This window comes from Pseudomonas asturiensis, assembly GCF_900143095.1.
Taxonomy (GTDB): domain Bacteria; phylum Pseudomonadota; class Gammaproteobacteria; order Pseudomonadales; family Pseudomonadaceae; genus Aquipseudomonas; species Aquipseudomonas asturiensis.
Map to the genome: position 1 here is coordinate 1 of NZ_FRDA01000027.1, position 14,946 is coordinate 14,946.

The 14,946-nt window shown below is 50.4% G+C and carries 15 protein-coding genes; 9 read left to right on the plus strand and 6 right to left on the minus strand.

The features are described 5' to 3' along the window. Nucleotides 1-84: 84 nt before the first annotated feature. From tnpB to BUB69_RS27290, 6 genes are read left to right on the plus strand one after another with little or no spacing between them, the layout of a single operon-like run. Entirely contained in the window at nucleotides 85-444 is a 360-nt protein-coding gene (gene tnpB / locus BUB69_RS27270) for an IS66 family insertion sequence element accessory protein TnpB (protein ID WP_007247730.1), read from the plus strand. Nucleotides 445-462: 18 nt separating this feature from the next. Further along, on the plus strand, nucleotides 463-1,974 hold the full coding sequence (gene tnpC, locus BUB69_RS27275; RefSeq protein WP_073172532.1) for an IS66 family transposase: 1,512 nt from the start codon (nucleotides 463-465) through the stop codon (nucleotides 1,972-1,974). Continuing rightward, nucleotides 1,871-3,616 carry a DotA/TraY family protein gene (locus tag BUB69_RS27280; protein ID WP_281250966.1) on the plus strand — a complete coding sequence of 582 codons (1,746 nt, stop codon included), beginning with the start codon at nucleotides 1,871-1,873 and terminating at the stop codon, nucleotides 3,614-3,616. The genes tnpC and BUB69_RS27280 overlap by 104 nt, the downstream gene beginning before the upstream one ends. Nucleotides 3,617-3,629: 13 nt before the next feature. Beyond that, entirely contained in the window at nucleotides 3,630-4,109 is a 480-nt protein-coding gene (locus BUB69_RS27285) for a FliH/SctL family protein (protein WP_073173118.1), read from the plus strand. A gap of 55 nt (nucleotides 4,110-4,164) precedes the next feature. After that, entirely contained in the window at nucleotides 4,165-4,293 is a 129-nt protein-coding gene (locus tag BUB69_RS29360) for a hypothetical protein (RefSeq protein WP_281250967.1), read from the plus strand. Next, nucleotides 4,294-4,902 (plus strand): hypothetical protein, encoded by a 609-nt coding sequence (locus tag BUB69_RS27290; protein WP_073173121.1) that lies wholly within the window; start codon nucleotides 4,294-4,296, stop codon nucleotides 4,900-4,902. Nucleotides 4,903-5,418: 516 nt separating this feature from the next. Here the strand turns inward: BUB69_RS27290 and BUB69_RS27300 are convergent. From BUB69_RS27300 to BUB69_RS27320, 5 genes are read right to left on the minus strand one after another with little or no spacing between them, the layout of a single operon-like run. Further along, entirely contained in the window at nucleotides 5,419-6,045 is a 627-nt protein-coding gene (locus BUB69_RS27300) for an HNH endonuclease (protein WP_073173127.1), read from the minus strand. 3 nt (nucleotides 6,046-6,048) lie between these two features. Then, the gene (locus BUB69_RS27305; protein ID WP_073173129.1) at nucleotides 6,049-6,675 is read right to left on the minus strand and encodes a hypothetical protein; all 627 of its coding nucleotides are present in this window, start codon (nucleotides 6,673-6,675) and stop codon (nucleotides 6,049-6,051) included. Between the two features lie 2 nt (nucleotides 6,676-6,677). Further along, nucleotides 6,678-8,915 carry a sensor histidine kinase gene (locus BUB69_RS27310; protein WP_073173132.1) on the minus strand — a complete coding sequence of 746 codons (2,238 nt, stop codon included), beginning with the start codon at nucleotides 8,913-8,915 and terminating at the stop codon, nucleotides 6,678-6,680. Further along, a complete protein-coding gene (locus tag BUB69_RS27315) occupies nucleotides 8,899-10,212 on the minus strand; it encodes an N-6 DNA methylase (protein ID WP_073173135.1) in 1,314 nt (437 codons plus the stop codon). The genes BUB69_RS27310 and BUB69_RS27315 overlap by 17 nt, the downstream gene beginning before the upstream one ends. After that, entirely contained in the window at nucleotides 10,209-10,451 is a 243-nt protein-coding gene (locus BUB69_RS27320) for a helix-turn-helix domain-containing protein (RefSeq protein WP_073173138.1), read from the minus strand. The genes BUB69_RS27315 and BUB69_RS27320 overlap by 4 nt, the downstream gene beginning before the upstream one ends. A 621-nt stretch (nucleotides 10,452-11,072) precedes the next feature. Here BUB69_RS27320 and rfbD point away from each other — a divergent pair. Genes rfbD through BUB69_RS27335 form a run of 3 tightly spaced genes read left to right on the plus strand, consistent with a single transcriptional unit; the run spans nucleotide 11,073 to nucleotide 13,812 of the window. Continuing rightward, entirely contained in the window at nucleotides 11,073-11,978 is a 906-nt protein-coding gene (gene rfbD / locus BUB69_RS27325) for a dTDP-4-dehydrorhamnose reductase (RefSeq protein WP_073173141.1), read from the plus strand. Further along, on the plus strand, nucleotides 11,975-12,865 hold the full coding sequence (gene rfbA, locus BUB69_RS27330; RefSeq protein ID WP_073173144.1) for a glucose-1-phosphate thymidylyltransferase RfbA: 891 nt from the start codon (nucleotides 11,975-11,977) through the stop codon (nucleotides 12,863-12,865). The genes rfbD and rfbA overlap by 4 nt, the downstream gene beginning before the upstream one ends. Nucleotides 12,866-12,909: 44 nt before the next feature. Next, nucleotides 12,910-13,812 (plus strand): glycosyltransferase, encoded by a 903-nt coding sequence (locus BUB69_RS27335; protein ID WP_073173147.1) that lies wholly within the window; start codon nucleotides 12,910-12,912, stop codon nucleotides 13,810-13,812. Nucleotides 13,813-13,822: 10 nt separating this feature from the next. Here the strand turns inward: BUB69_RS27335 and BUB69_RS27340 are convergent, their stop codons facing one another. Next, nucleotides 13,823-14,722: a glycosyltransferase family 2 protein gene (locus tag BUB69_RS27340; protein ID WP_084537217.1), complete on the minus strand. Its 900-nt coding sequence runs from the start codon at nucleotides 14,720-14,722 to the stop codon at nucleotides 13,823-13,825. Between the last annotated feature and the right edge of the window lie 224 nt (nucleotides 14,723-14,946).

The following is a 14,946-nucleotide window of genomic DNA, read 5'->3' on the forward strand; positions in this document are numbered from 1 at the left end:
GTAAGCGCTCCATGAATCCCACATTCCAAGCGCTTATCTGATGCTCGATGCTGTGCTCCCGATTCTCTCAGGAGCACGTTCGCCATGATGCGACCCGACGCCAAAGTCGAAAAAGTCTATCTCTACCCCAAACCCGTCGACTTCCGAAAATCCATTGACGGCCTGGCTGCCCTGGTCGAGTTGGATATCAAGGTCGCAGTCTTTGACCCAGTGCTTTTTGTTTTCCTCAACAAGCCACGCAACCGCGTGAAGATCTTGTACTGGGAACGCAACGGCTTCTGCCTTTGGCTCAAGCGCCTGGAGTCCGAACGTTTCAAAACATCGCCTGACGTGACGGACGAAGCGATTGTCCTGACTGTCCAGGAACTCAACTGGATGCTCGACGGTTTTGACCTCTGGCGTAACCGTCCTCATCAGGTTTTGACGCCGCGATTCGTGGCCTGATTCGGTATAATCCAGGGCATGAAATCCATGCCCGACAACCTTCCCGACGATCTCCAACTGCTCAAGCAAATGCTTGCGAAGATGCAGTCGCGGGTCGGTTTTCTTGAAGAGGAAAACGCGCTGCTGCGTCAGCGCTTGTTCGGACGTAAGTCCGAGCAGACGGCTGATCCTGCCACGCCTCAGCTAGCCCTTTTCAATGAAGCAGAAAGCATCGCGGACATCGCCGACGAAGACACGGAAGAAGAGGTCGTCGCACCCACCAAGCGCCGTGGCAAGCGCAAGCCGCTGCCCGCTGGCCTTCCGCGCATCGAGGTCATCCACGAACTGCCCGAACATGAGCTGACTTGCACCTGCGGCTGCCGCAAGCATGCCATCGGTGAGGAGATCAGCGAGCAGCTTGAAATCGTCCCGATGCAGATCCGTGTCATCAAACACGTCCGTAAAGTCTATGGTTGCCGCGACTGCGAAGCCGCTCCGGTCACTGCGGACAAGCCAGCTCAGTTGATTGAAAAAAGCATGGCCAGCCCGAGCGTTCTGGCGATGTTGCTGACCACCAAGTATGTGGACGGCTTGCCGCTTCATCGATTTGAAAAAGTATTAGGTCGCCACGGCATTGATATCCCTCGCCAGACCTTGGCACGCTGGGTTATCCAGTGCGGCGAGCACTTCCAGCCGCTGCTGAATTTAATGCGCGATAGCCTATTGGCCAGCCGCGTCATCCACTGCGATGAAACGCGGGTGCAGGTGTTGAAAGAGCCTGACCGCGAGCCAAGCAGTCAGTCGTGGATGTGGGTGCAAACCGGCGGCCCGCCGGATAAGCCGGTGATCCTTTTTGACTACTCCACCAGCCGTGCGCAGGAGGTACCGACTCGCCTGCTCGATGGCTATCGTGGTTACGTCATGACTGATGATTATGCCGGTTACAACGCGCTGGGCGCCCAAGCTGGAGTTGAGCGTTTAGGATGCTGGGCCCATGCGCGCCGTAAATTCGTTGAAGCGCAGAAAGTGCAGCCCAAAGGTAAAACAGGACGCGCGGATATCGCGCTGAATCTGATCAACAAGCTTTACGGCATCGAACGCGACCTAAAGACTTGCGGCGACGCTGAACGCAAGATCGGCCGTCACGAACAAAGCCTGTCGATACTGGCGCAGTTGAAAAGCTGGATCGAAAAGACGCAGCCACAGGTCACCGCTCAGAACGCCTTGGGCAAGGCTATCAGTTACCTCGCCAGTAACTGGAGCAAGCTGGAGCGATACGTCGAGGAAGGCTACCTGCCGCTCGACAATAACGCCGCTGAACGCGCGATCCGCCCCTTCGTGATCGGAAGAAAAAACTGGCTGTTTAGCGACACGCCCAAGGGCGCGACGGCCAGTGCTCAACTTTACAGCCTGGTCGAGACCGCCAAAGCCAACGGCCAGGAGCCCTATGCGTGGCTGCGCCACGCACTCGAACGCCTACCGACGGCGACATCGGTTGAAGACTACGAAGCCTTGCTGCCGTGGAACTGCTCACCTGCATCGCCTAGCTGAGCGCGCCACCCATATTGAGCACGGTGGGGTTTATGGAGCGCTTACAAATCTAACGTCGCAAATGACGAATGATAAGACGCTACAAAAAATAATGGCGAAGTACGTCGAGGATGTGACTAAAGACGGTTGGGCGATGGCTGGGGGTTTTTATCAGCGCCTCTCTGGAATTCGGCAAGAGATGGGAGCTATGTTTGCAGAGCCTGTTGCGGTTGCAACGCAGCCGAACCTGAACATGCTGCCTAGAGGCACGAGGGGCCAGTTGGCGTTAAACAGCTATCAGACTGTATATCAGGCAATCATTAGCAAGTCGCTTGATGGCTCAAACTATAAGCAGCCCGTCACGCCCAATGCAGCAGACATTAAAGCGGCTTTAGCGCCGGCATCGCTGGATGATTTGAACATCGATACCTTGGGTAGTCGTGGCGACAGCATTATGAGCAACTTTATCGGCTGGGGTATGGAGCGAGTTACGGCCACGCTAATTGGTACAGACGGTGATGTTGATGCAATTGCCCGGATCAAGACGACTGGTGACGTTCTGGCACTTATGCAGGCATCCGCTATCACAACAAATCGCATCGTGCATACTGCGCTATCAGGTGCTAAAGCGGTAGCTGCTGGGGTTGGGTCAGTATCATTTTTCGGAACTAGTATTGATGCAACTCCGTTGGCTGACACATTGCTTGAATGGGTTATCTATAATTTCTTAAAGCCACTTGTTGAAGTTGCTAGCTGGGTAGGAATACTAGCATTTTACTTTGGTGTTTTTCTGCCATCTCTGCCCTACACCATTTTCATTATTGCCGTGGTCGGGTGGGTTCTTGGTGTTCTGCAAGCAGTTGTGGCTGCGCCACTTTGGGCGCTGATGCACATGACGCCAGAGCGTTCTTTTGTCGGTTCGCAGACACAAGGTTATTTAATGCTGTTATCGCTGTTTGCTAGACCTGTACTGATCGTTTTCGGTTTGTTTGCAGCGATGGCAATAGCAAATCCAATCCTGCTGTATATCAGTAAAGCGTTTTGGGCAATGCACGCGGCCAATGTGACCAGTGCGGAATCTTTGGGCTGGTTTGTTGAGTTCTTCCAATGGCGCAACTGGTTAATCATGTATGGCCTGCTATTGCTGCCTGTCATATACATGATCTTTGGACTATCTCAGACTCTGCCGGATGTTGTCTTGAAATGGATCGGCATCGGCATCGACTCTATGGGGTCTACGGAAGCTACTGGTGAGATGCGAAGCAACACAGAAAAATTGGGGCCAAGCAGCTTGGGCGGTAGTAGTGGCGGAACAAAGCCAATTCCCGGAGGAGGAACATCTGGTCTTCGAGACGATAACGGCAATAACGATGGTGGTGATCGAGGTGGCCGAAAAGGCAGTGGGGTTCCCCTTAACATAGGCCCACAAGGCGTTGGTCCTAATATGGCTGATGAATCATTAGGTGGTGCGTCCTCTTCTGAACCCTCGACTCGGCCCGGCGGCCGAGAAGGTGAGAGTCTGATGCTGGGCCCACGAGATGGTGTTTTGCCTGAGACTTCTGCTAATCCTGCGGAGGCGGATGGAAAAAGTTCTTCGTCCGAAGTCAAAAAAATCAATAGGCAGAATCGTAACGCAAACGACGACAAGCCCATAATTTCTTAAAGGAATAGAAATCATGTCATATGACTTTAACGCAGAAACCACTGGGGTAATTATCGGCCGCAGGCAGGGTTATCAAAAAGGACGTAATGAAGGTTATGACGCAGGTTTTGAAGATGCAAATAGCCAATGGATTGAGGTTAATAACAAATGGAAAGCGGGCTATGCCCAGCTTAAAAAAGAAAATGAACAGCAGGCAAAGACCATAAAAGAGGCAAACTTTGCAATGTCTAGCCTTGCGATTATTGCAATTAGCACAATGCATGGCTTAGGCAATGCAAATGATAAAGAAATAAACAAAGTTGTTCTGCGCTATTGCGAGCTTTCCAAAAGTTGGTTGGATGGTGGTTACATACGCACCGCTCCCGCTCAGGAACCTGTCCTTCTACAACTTTCACCTCACATTTGCGAGGTGATGCAAGGGTGGTGTGATCGAATAATCGAAGCACACAGGCGAGAAAAGCTACACATCCCTCACCACGACGCACCAAAGTAGTTTCGCGGCCCGTGAGGGCCACTAGTTTTTATCACTGACCCTGGAGGTTGGAACCATGAAACAAGTATGCATTTTAGAAGAATCTCCCTCTCAGGACATCCTGGCGGTGCTCATCGCCGTGGCCGAAAAGGTTTTGACTAATATCCCTGTAAAACGTCGCCGTTGCGCGCGTAAGGTGTTTTGAATGAGTTTTTTTAAAACTGCTCAGAAAGCTGCAAAATTCGCTTTCGTGTCTATGCCACTCTCTGTCTTCGGATGGCGCAATATTTCATCTAATCACCGGCATTTGAAAGACTTGGTAAGCACGATAAGAAACCCGCACTGCCCTATGTGCGACAAGGGAGTGATGTTCGTTCATCGCGACGCGGAACCGGATGAAAAATCGCTTTACCCCTGGACTTGTTCCGCGGACTGTGGCTTTGGCGTCCTCACAAAGCGAGACCAGAAATCAATTACGGAAGTGTTGCTGCCGCTGATCACTAAAAAGGGGCGTACTCAACTTGACGGCATGAGCGAAGAAGAGCAAACCAGTCTAATCAAGTCACACACGCGACAATCTCGAATGTTCTGGGCATTTGCCATGTTTTGTCCGCTTATCGCTGTGCACAGCCTGGCAACAAGTGGAGTGGTCCTCACTTGCATCAGTATTTTGTCGATGACACTGCCCTTCTCAATTCTTGCTGTCAAATGGAGCTATCGGGCATGGCAGGTGCGCACTGGCACGCTGTACGTGGAAGGCGCATTTAAACAGTTCGTGACGCGTGGCCTTTGGATTCCGGGGATAGACATATGATTAAGCAAAAAAAAATCGAGGGAGGGCTTGTTGTCGGGGATGCGGTCTACTGGACTGCGCTTGAATATGCTGCGGATCAGTTCTTGGCCCGCGAGGCTGCCGCAATTAAGAACAGAACCTGCAGGGATGTTTCCACCCGCCCCGCTAGGGCCATAGGGGCTTTGCCCCTCTGGACTCCCCAGATCTGCCTTGCGACGCGGCGGGAAGCTGACGGGAAGAGCGCCCATCAGCCTCCCTTGCATAGGCTGGGGTCGTTCCAACCGCATCAAGGGTAAAGGCTTCGCCCCGGCGCTCCGTTCATCGGGCAGGCCCGATGAGCCGGTGCGGCGGCCCTTGACCCGGCTCTCCACTTCACTCAAGCAGAAACGAAAAGGATTCACGAAATGAGCCAGGGGTAGCTCATGCTTGAGCGATAGCGTCCATGGTAACCAACCAAGGGAACGAATCTTGATCGGGCATGCGCTATTTGAGCAACAGCCTCGGACATTAATATTTTAGCAATCACTTAGCCCCAAACTACATCACTGCAATATCTAAACGTAACTGCCGAACACTACTGATCATAGCCTTGGCTGACTTTAGCTTATCCCACGAAACCTCAGTCATTTCACCGACCTCGATAATCTCTTCAATAATACTTTCTGCTAGTATTATCAACTCATCAACTCTGCGCTGAAGTAGACGATTCTTTCTGACAACAACTCTACTCGGCCGATTTAAACCGAGCAACTTAATCAAATAGTTGGATGGATCTTGTTTAGCAGTCAGCTTTCCATCCACTTCCACAAAAAAGAAATCAAGCCTTTTATGTTGAAACGGGTCAATGAAACCGAACGCACCTTGAAAGCTAACGCCCGATAAAATATCTACCGGCCAGTGAGAAGATTTGCTTCTATTACATTTGGCACAAGCAGCGACTAGGTTCGTCGGATCATTAGTTAAGTGTGGAAATTTTTCTTGTGGCCTAAAATGGTCTAGCGCAAACCCCTCGTGACCACATTCATCCAATTTTACATCGCAGTAAACACATCGATACTGGCAATCTTCATGAATCTGATCTTTGTAATAAGAATAACCATGATAGCCACCACATTTTTTTACGTCATATTTTTCGCAACGCACTATTTCTGGAAAAAATGTCATGACTTAGTTCTTCTTAAAGTTATTCTCAATTTCTTGAATCTTAAGCTCAAGCGCGTCTAGCCTTTTAAGCTTCTCATCACTATATATCTCGCTAACTTCGAATGGAGCAGAGCGTAAATAGTCTAATTCTAGAAACTCAGACTTTTCATCATCATCAAGACTGGATGACATCGACTTTCTCAAAAGTAATTCGAAACGATTCTCTCTGATCGATGAAACATCCAAAAAACTATCAATCCTTCTCAAAACCCGCGCACCAACAATATCCTTCCGGGCAGGTAAATCTTGCTTACTTAAAATATCTTCGACATTTATTTCGCCCTCTATCAACTCCTCTGAGTCAGGATAGCTAGTAAGTATATATATTGGGACTTTCTTATTCAGCCCACGAAGATATTCTGCCAATTCAATACCCAGGTAAGTAGCAACTCCTGACTCTTTTAATTGTTCATCTAGCACAATGCTAACTACACCATCATCCTCTACCAGAAATCTCATATCACTTAATTTCGGTCTTGGAGGAACTCCTATTACTACCGGCGAAGACGGATCCTTAGGAAAGCACTCCTGCAGCATCAGGCTATAGGTTTCACGCTGATCGTCATCTTCATCCACAAAAAAAATTTTCACAATTAAATCCCTGTATTAATTGCTGGTACTTTTATCAGAAACCGAGCGCCACCTAAATCGCCTCTAGACGCTAAGGCGATACTGCCCTTAGAATGTTCTTCTACAAATGTCCTTACAATAGAAAGCCCCATACCTGTCCCAACGGTATCCCCCTTCCTATTCCTTTTAGTGGAAAATGTTGCTTTGAAAACATGACTTTCTACGCCTGCCTCAACGCCGCACCCACTATCTTCAAACTCTATGATTCCAAAACCATCTTCAAAGCCAATTTTAATGTTTATTTTTCGTTTGTCAGCAGGGGTGTCAGATAATGCCCAGCAAGAATTTGTAATAAGATTGGCAAATATACTCTCCCAATCAATTTCGTAAGCTTTAATCTTTAAACCGGAAGATGTGGTGTCATTCAATGCAACTGTAATTTTTCTTTTATCTAGCATTTCATCAAAACTAGTAAGAACGTTAGCAACAACAACAGACAAATCAATTACCCGCCTATTTCGCTTATCGCGCTTAACATTACCGAGAGAAAAATTACCAAAGACTTTAATATAGTTCAGCGATTTTTCAATTGAATCAAAACGCCTATTAGCAAAATCTACCGTATCCACCGGAAGCATGAAAAAGCCTTCAACCATTTTACTTCTGAGCAATGCGCCATTTGTAATCGCATTAGATATAGCCGCGAGAGTTTCATGCCCAAAGGAAACAGACAAAATTCCTAAAGATGCCAAATTAGCAAGTGTGTCCTTCTCAGCCTCCAACTCGTCCATTCGTCCTTTAACTAAAGCTGTACGCTGGCTCTCCTCAGCCAGGGTAGATTCAATCACCTCTAATTGCTTCTTCATCTCCAAGTCGACAGAGCTATCTTTGAGTTTTCCTATTCGCTCCATGACATCTTTATAAGCACTTTCGCTCTCAACAAGGACATCAGAAAGCACTACTTTTTGAGGACGTAGCTTTTTTTCTACCAAAGCATGTGACTGGATATGCCTCTCGAATAGTTCTATGCACTTTAAGGAAAATTTCCTTAACTGAAAATACGCGGGTGTCTCTGTTAACCCTTCCCTATTTGTTTGATCAACGAGGTTAGGGTTCGCTTCTCTACCTATAAAAACTGCACCTACAACCTGGTTATAGCCGATCCTCCAGTTATCCATAGTTATACTTTCGGGATTAATGACCCGACGCATCGCTAACCCAAGCCAGTCACCATCTCCGCTAGGATCACCATAGGGTTTAACTCTGAAATTATCTCTATAAACCCTCACACCCTGGTTGCTTTTCAAAAATGCTCTTATCTCTTTAGGTTTAAATTTATTCGTATCCACCTCTTTACTGGACAGATTACGCATAAAGTAAACGCTGAAACGCAGCGGACCACAGAGCGGCATTTTTTCCGAATTAGCCATCCAGCTCCCCCACTCGGACGGCTTAGGGGGCAAACTTAGATTTCCATTTCTATCATATATAGCGACTGAAACATTTAAATCCTCTGTAATTTCGGCCTCTAACCTCCACTCCGCCGCTTCTAGAAAATGGTCTGAAGCTACATAACCATCTAAATCAGGCTGATAACCGCCTGTATCAAACTTTACTCTGAATCCAAGCGTTTTAGAAAACGGTGACACCAATAATGACAACTCTTTTCGCAGCTCAAATAAAAACTCGTCATCCCAATTATCTTTGAGCCCTGATAATATATATTGAGATCCTTTACCTTTTCCCTCCAAAGGAAACGAGTTATCCTCAAGAACTAACGAATCAATCTCAAAAACGTCATGCCTGATACTATCCAGCTCAACGCTTTTAATCTGGTTGTATTTATTCCAGTCCACATCAACTTCAAAAATCTTGTCACTTTCTTCAGTTTTAGTAAAAAGATTCAATTGAGTGCACAGACGGTCGATACCTAAACGTCCAAGCCCCTTAGCGCCTGTGTAAACTCGCTCTCTTACACTTTTTCCAACTTCGTACTTATGCGTAGTACCAATTCGCATCCATCTCGTTAGCAAATTATCTTTATCCATACCATCACCATCATCGGTGATGGTCAACACGGGCTCATTAGTATCCAGGCCACTAAACTTTATAATTACTTCATCCGCGTCCGCATCGTAAGCATTTTTCACTAACTCACTTACCGCAACTAGAGAGCTAGATATACTCTCCCGTCCCAGCTGAATAGCAACCCGCGCCTCAACACTAAAAGGATGCCCTCCCAAACTATTCCTTTTGCTCATACCACTCCCCTATTGGTAGGCTCTTGATTACGCCAACAGTTAAATGCCTACATCTTATTTTTGAGTTTATATAATCATTCACTTCGGAAGTTTTAAATAGCTTTAGTAAGGATATACAAGCTTCCATGGTTCCGTCGTTCGGGCATACTGCAATTATATGGTTTTCTACAGCGACAGCATCCTCGCAATCTACAATAGTTCCTACAACACGAAATTTATCCTTCGGGCTTGACGTTCTTCTAACAGCTATAAACGGACATTTTACTTTCCGCCCAGGGTGCCTAATCCTTTCCGCCAACTGCGTTACTGTAGACCAAGGAGGTAGAATTTTAGCGTGCGCAAACGGCGCATCAATACCAACCAAAGGATCTCTATGAGGCACTACTGGCCCTACGCTAACGGTAAATTTATCAGCTAGAAGATGAATACACTCCCCAACATCATCGGCGCCCAGATTTTCCTCGACATTCAGTTCAGTTTCTTTCGCTCCGCTAAACACAAACACGTCGATTTGAACATCTTTTTCGAAGCTACCGAAGTCTTCAATTTTTGGGTTAACAAGGTTGAATACTTTATTCCGCCAAGTGTTGTATCTGCTACCACTTTTTAAAACGTCTGGAAGAATACCTAAAATCCTCCCCCCGATCGGAATTATATCAATTGCATGCGCCGTGAATAGTGCAGCTGCGTTTGACTTTCCCGATGTCCACCTCACACCTTGGGGAGTATCAATCGGGCAAAATGGGGGGTTCATTACCACATTATGAATTACACCAGAATAGTTATGGTATTCAACTAAAAAATCTCCAACCTTAATATTACTCAGCAGTGCCATCGCATCTTTTAACTTAATGCCGCAACTAGGGATCGCACCTTTTGAAATCGCCAAATTAATAATTTTCTTTTTCGCAACGCTCACAAATTCACAATTAATATCAAGACCGTATAGTATCTTGTTCCATTCAGTTAGACATTCAGCTAGTGAGTCCTTAGCCTCAAAACCATTCGCAAACTCAACCAATAGATTTCCGGTACCACAGGCCGGATCGAAAACATTACTATTAGCTATGAAATCTATTTTCGATATCGCTAACTTTGCTAATTCGTGTGGAGTAAAAAAAACTCCTTGACGCTTCCTCTGCTTTGCCCCCATAACGGACAAGAGACGTTCTTCTTCTTCCTGAATATTCTCAAAACTAACTAAACGGTACTCGTCTTTCTCTATAACTTGAGTTTGTTTGTGCCTATAAAATTGTTCAGCCGCTCGCAAGCTCTGGACTCGTTCCTGAGCGCTCATGCTGTTTCTTTCACAGAAGCAGCGCAGGGTGGAGTTTTTTCAGAAAACCTAATCTCCATTCCTAATACAGAAAGTACTGCGAGAATTTTCCTTGCCCCAAATTCCGAGCTACGCCCCCTTTCCAATCGGGAGAGGGATTCCTGGGTGATCCCAGCCAGCCCCGCGACGTATCCCTGCTTGACTCCAAGGACTTGGCGGCGTTTCGCGATAGCTTCGCCCAGCTCATACAGCGTTTCCATCAATGGCACTCGTGTTTTTTGACGTATATGTCAAAATTTAACCTTTTTTTTTCTCTAACGCGAGCGCGCTGACTTAGGCACTGAACGCCTGACTGAGAAGACGGAACAATTCTGCTGCTAAATAGCCCATGCGGTTGAAAAAACCCAGTAGGCCTAATGCTCCAAGCGTCAACCATGTCTCGCTCAAGCTTCGATTCATCACCTGCCATCCTCCTGCAGAGCAGCCCGCCTAAGGGGCGATCAAGGTAAAGGGGCGCTTTTCGCTAAGCAAATGGATATGGCAAATATGGGGGTACAAATAGGGGTATTTTCCACCAAAACGGGAAAATTCCCTGCTTCATTATTCACTCAAAGTATTGATATTAAACATATTTTATCGATAAAAACGCGTCCTAGCCTCTTTAACGTGTGATTAACGTCTGATCCGCTAAAGACGTCACTGCCCGCAGTGACACTGCCTTAAGCCCAAAAAGCCCCGTTGATCGGGGCTTTTTGCGTTTCAGGGCAAGCGTCAGCGCATGGCCTGCGTGCTAACCTCATCACTGACAAACGGGATCGGGCAAACACAGCCTGCTGCCGAACCAGAATCGACAAGAACCACACAGTGCGCGCCGATAACTCATGAAAATTCTTCTGCTGGGAAAAAACGGTCAGGTGGGCTGGGAGCTGCAACGCTCGCTGGCAGTGATGGGCGAAGTCATTGCGCTTGATCGTCAGACGGTATCAAGCGCCTATGGCGAACTCGCCGGTGATCTGGCCGACCTGACCCTGCTGCGCGATACGGTCCGCCGTGTTCAGCCTCAGGTCATCGTCAATGCTGCCGCCTATACCGCCGTCGACAAAGCCGAGACCGAGCGTGAGCTGGCGCACCGGGTCAACGCCCTCGCCTGCCAGGTCATGGCGCAGGAGGCCAGCGCCCTGGATGCCCTGCTGGTTCACTACTCCACCGATTACGTCTTTGACGGCTCGGGAAGTACGCCCTGGAAAGAGATCGATGCGGTGTCGCCCGTCAATTACTACGGCGCGACGAAACTCGAAGGCGAGCAGTTGATCATCGCGTCGGGGTGCAAACATCTGATTTTCCGCACCAGTTGGGTCTATGCAGCCCGCGGTAATAATTTCGCAAAAACAATGTTGCGGCTGGCCAGGGATCGCGATGCACTCAGCGTTATCGCGGATCAGATTGGCGCACCTACAGGCGCTGAATTGCTGGCCGATATAGCGACAGCGGCTTTGCAGCAGACGCTCGCACGACCGCAGTTGTGCGGGGTTTATCATCTGGCGCCCGCAGGGGAAGTGTCCTGGCACGCGTATGCGAGCTACGTCATTGATGTGGCCCGCGCCCAGGGTCAGACGCTAAAGGTGCAGTCCATCAACCCTATCGCGACGACCGAGTACCCGACACCGGCAAGGCGTCCGCTGAACTCGCGCCTGAATACCGAGAAGCTGCAAAACAATTTTTCGCTGCATTTGCCCGACTGGCAAACTGGCGTTACCCGAATGCTTACGGAAATCCTGACCCCATGACGTCCATCAATCGTAAAGGCATCATCCTGGCGGGCGGCTCAGGCACACGCCTGCACCCGCTGACCCTTGGCGTATCCAAACAGATGCTGCCGATCTACGACAAACCGATGATTTTCTATCCGTTGTCAGTGCTGATGCTGGCAGGCATGCGTGAAATCCTGATTATCTCAACGCCCGATGACTTGCCCGGTTTCCGCAAGTTGCTGGGCGATGGCAGCCAATACGGCATCACACTCAGCTACATCGAGCAACCCAGCCCCGACGGACTGGCGCAGGCGTTCATTCTGGGCGAGTCATTCATCGGACAAGACCCCTGCTGCCTGATTCTGGGCGACAATATCTTCTACGGGCAGCATTTCACCGACAACCTGCGTTCGGCCAATGAGCGAACCACAGGAGCGACGGTCTTCGGCTATCACGTTTCGGACCCTCAGCGCTTTGGCGTCATCGAGTTCGATGAAAGCGGCAGAGCCCTGAGCATCGAAGAAAAGCCAGCGACGCCGAAGTCCAACTACGCCGTGACCGGCCTCTACTTTTACGATAACCAGGTCGTGGACATCGCCAAGCGCATCAAGCCTTCGGCCCGTGGCGAACTGGAAATCACCGACGTAAACAGCGCCTACCTGCAACAGCGCGAACTGACCGTGGAACTGCTGGGGCGTGGTTTCGCCTGGCTCGATACCGGTACACACGAGTCGTTGCTGGAAGCCAGCCACTTCGTGCATACCATCGAGCAACGTCAGGGACTGAAAGTGGCCTGTCTTGAAGAAATTGCGTACACCAACGGCTGGATCACCGCTCAGCAACTGGGTGAGCAGGCCGAGAAACTCAAAAAAACGGGCTATGGGCAGTATCTGCAGAAGCTTCTGGATCTGGGATCGTTTTAATACGGCCGACCTTTACACATTGATAGCGCAGGGTTGCGACTTTTATGTGTTCAGATCTTCCCAGGGTGGCCGTGCTGCTGGCCGCCTACAACGGCATGTCGTGGCTGGAAGAACAGCTCGACTCCATTCAGAGGCAGGCGGCGGTCGCCGTCAGCGTCTTCATCAGTGTCGACGCGTCCAGCGATGGCACTGAAGCCTGGTGTGCGGCCTACACGCAGCGCCACTCCAACACGACCTTGCTGGCACCAGCAGGTCCATTCGGGGGCGCAGCCGGCAATTTTTTCCGCTTGATTCGCGATGTGGACTGTTCGGACGTCGACTACGTCGCGTTCGCCGATCAGGATGACATCTGGTACGCGGACAAGCTTGATCGCGCCGTATCGACCTTGAAGTCAGGGCACCTGGACGCTTACTCCAGCAATGTCGTCGCCTTCTGGCCAGATGGGCGACGCCTGCTGCTGGACAAGGCTCAGCCTCAAGTGCGCTGGGACTACCTGTTCGAAGCGGCAGGGCCAGGCTGCACCTACGTCATGACGCGTCGCCTGGCAAACGCACTGAAGGTGTCAGTGCGCAATCAATGGGACCTGCTACAGCACGTCGACCTTCATGACTGGTACTGCTACGCCTTCGCCCGCACGCATGATTTCAAATGGTTCATTGATCCCGTGCCCGGCCTGGATTACCGACAGCACGGGCACAACCAGATCGGAGCGAATGCCGGCCTTGTACCGTTCACCGCCAGGTTGAGGCGAATCGTGAATAACTGGTGGCCCGAACAGGTGATGCTCATCGGACGTCTGGCTGGCAACAGCACGATGTTCGAACCGCAACGCACAAGACGCCTGTCCTTTCTCAGGCTGATCCCCAAAGCCGGCCAGTGCCGCAGGCGGACACGGGACAAGTTTCTGTTTGTGATTGCGTGCCTGGCGGCCGCCCTGAGACGCTGACCCGCCGAACTCACACCTTCCCCAGGCACACGGCCAGCAACAGGCTCAGATTGCCCCGCAGCGTCTGTCGATAGACGCCCGCCTCGCGAAACGCTCGTATACGCCCGAGAACGCCTTGACTGCGACTCCTCTCGAAACACGCCAGTACGTATCGATTCTCTTCGGTCAGTACGTGCTCAAGCGTGTGCAGAATCGAAAGGTTCGAGTCATTCCACTGCATGAAGCGTCCCGACAGCATTTTGTAGACACGCATCACCCGGTCCCGAGCGCTTGCATTGGCGCCGATCAGGTTGGCGCCATGCTGTCGGTAATCAAGGCTAGGCGCAGCCTCATAGATCACCCGCCCGCCACAACCGGTCACCAACAGGTAGGTCAGCCAGTCGTGAGCGACCACGGGAGTCTGCCTGGGGAGTTGCAAAAGCAGACTGCGAGCAGCCTGATTGATCAGCATCGTGTTGGCGCCCGCCAGGCTCTGGACCAATGCATTACGGAAGGACGGCGGTTTATCGAACAGCGCCGAAACGCCAATCACCTGTAGCCGGGCATCGACCAGACGGGTCCGGGAGCAATAGAGCGCAGGGGTCTGCTCACTGACGCCCGCAAGGCCGCTCACGCCGCGCATCAGCTTGTCGCTGAACCAGACATCATCCTGATCGCTGAACGCGAAGTAGTCGGCGCTCAGCTCGACGCGCTGGACGAGAGAAATGAAATTCTCGGCAAAGCCTCTGCAAGGGCCGCTGAAGACGGTAAGACGATGATGCCCCCAACGGCGCTGGTACTCGGCAAGAATGTCGCGGGTCGGGTCGGTCGAGGCGTCGTCGGAAACGTAGAGCGCCCAATTCGAAAAGGTCTGTGCGGCAAATGAATCGAGTTGTTCCCTGAGGTACGTGGCTCCGTTGCAGGTGCACATCAGGATCGCCACACGGGCAAGGTCTTTGGCGCAGCGCCCGGTCGAGCGAGGAAGGTTATCCGGTGACGGCTCAGCGTCGTTCGCCATGGCATTCTCGGTGGTCTGCGTGTGGGAACTTCACCTTTAAGGCCTGGCCATTATGCCGCCCTGCCCGACTGCCCGTCAGCTCTCCTGACGTTCGTGGCGCGCCCGTTGGTCGCACAACACCCAGCCTTCAGAAACGA

What these genes read in the sequence shown, in the direction of transcription:
- BUB69_RS27300 (WP_073173127.1), bottom strand. Translation starts at nt 6,045, where the DNA reads ATGACATTTTTTCCAGAAATAGTGCGTTGCGAAAAATATGACGTAAAA.
- BUB69_RS27335 (WP_073173147.1), top strand. Translation starts at nt 12,910, where the DNA reads ATGTGTTCAGATCTTCCCAGGGTGGCCGTGCTGCTGGCCGCCTACAAC.
- BUB69_RS27310 (WP_073173132.1), bottom strand. Translation starts at nt 8,915, where the DNA reads ATGAGCAAAAGGAATAGTTTGGGAGGGCATCCTTTTAGTGTTGAGGCG.
- BUB69_RS27340 (WP_084537217.1), bottom strand. Translation starts at nt 14,722, where the DNA reads ATGTGCACCTGCAACGGAGCCACGTACCTCAGGGAACAACTCGATTCA.
- tnpC (WP_073172532.1), top strand. Translation starts at nt 463, where the DNA reads ATGAAATCCATGCCCGACAACCTTCCCGACGATCTCCAACTGCTCAAG.
- BUB69_RS27320 (WP_073173138.1), bottom strand. Translation starts at nt 10,451, where the DNA reads ATGGAAACGCTGTATGAGCTGGGCGAAGCTATCGCGAAACGCCGCCAA.
- BUB69_RS27315 (WP_073173135.1), bottom strand. Translation starts at nt 10,212, where the DNA reads ATGAGCGCTCAGGAACGAGTCCAGAGCTTGCGAGCGGCTGAACAATTT.
- BUB69_RS27285 (WP_073173118.1), top strand. Translation starts at nt 3,630, where the DNA reads ATGTCATATGACTTTAACGCAGAAACCACTGGGGTAATTATCGGCCGC.
- tnpB (WP_007247730.1), top strand. Translation starts at nt 85, where the DNA reads ATGATGCGACCCGACGCCAAAGTCGAAAAAGTCTATCTCTACCCCAAA.
- rfbA (WP_073173144.1), top strand. Translation starts at nt 11,975, where the DNA reads ATGACGTCCATCAATCGTAAAGGCATCATCCTGGCGGGCGGCTCAGGC.
- BUB69_RS27280 (WP_281250966.1), top strand. Translation starts at nt 1,871, where the DNA reads ATGCGTGGCTGCGCCACGCACTCGAACGCCTACCGACGGCGACATCGG.
- rfbD (WP_073173141.1), top strand. Translation starts at nt 11,073, where the DNA reads ATGAAAATTCTTCTGCTGGGAAAAAACGGTCAGGTGGGCTGGGAGCTG.
- BUB69_RS27290 (WP_073173121.1), top strand. Translation starts at nt 4,294, where the DNA reads ATGAGTTTTTTTAAAACTGCTCAGAAAGCTGCAAAATTCGCTTTCGTG.
- BUB69_RS29360 (WP_281250967.1), top strand. Translation starts at nt 4,165, where the DNA reads ATGAAACAAGTATGCATTTTAGAAGAATCTCCCTCTCAGGACATCCTG.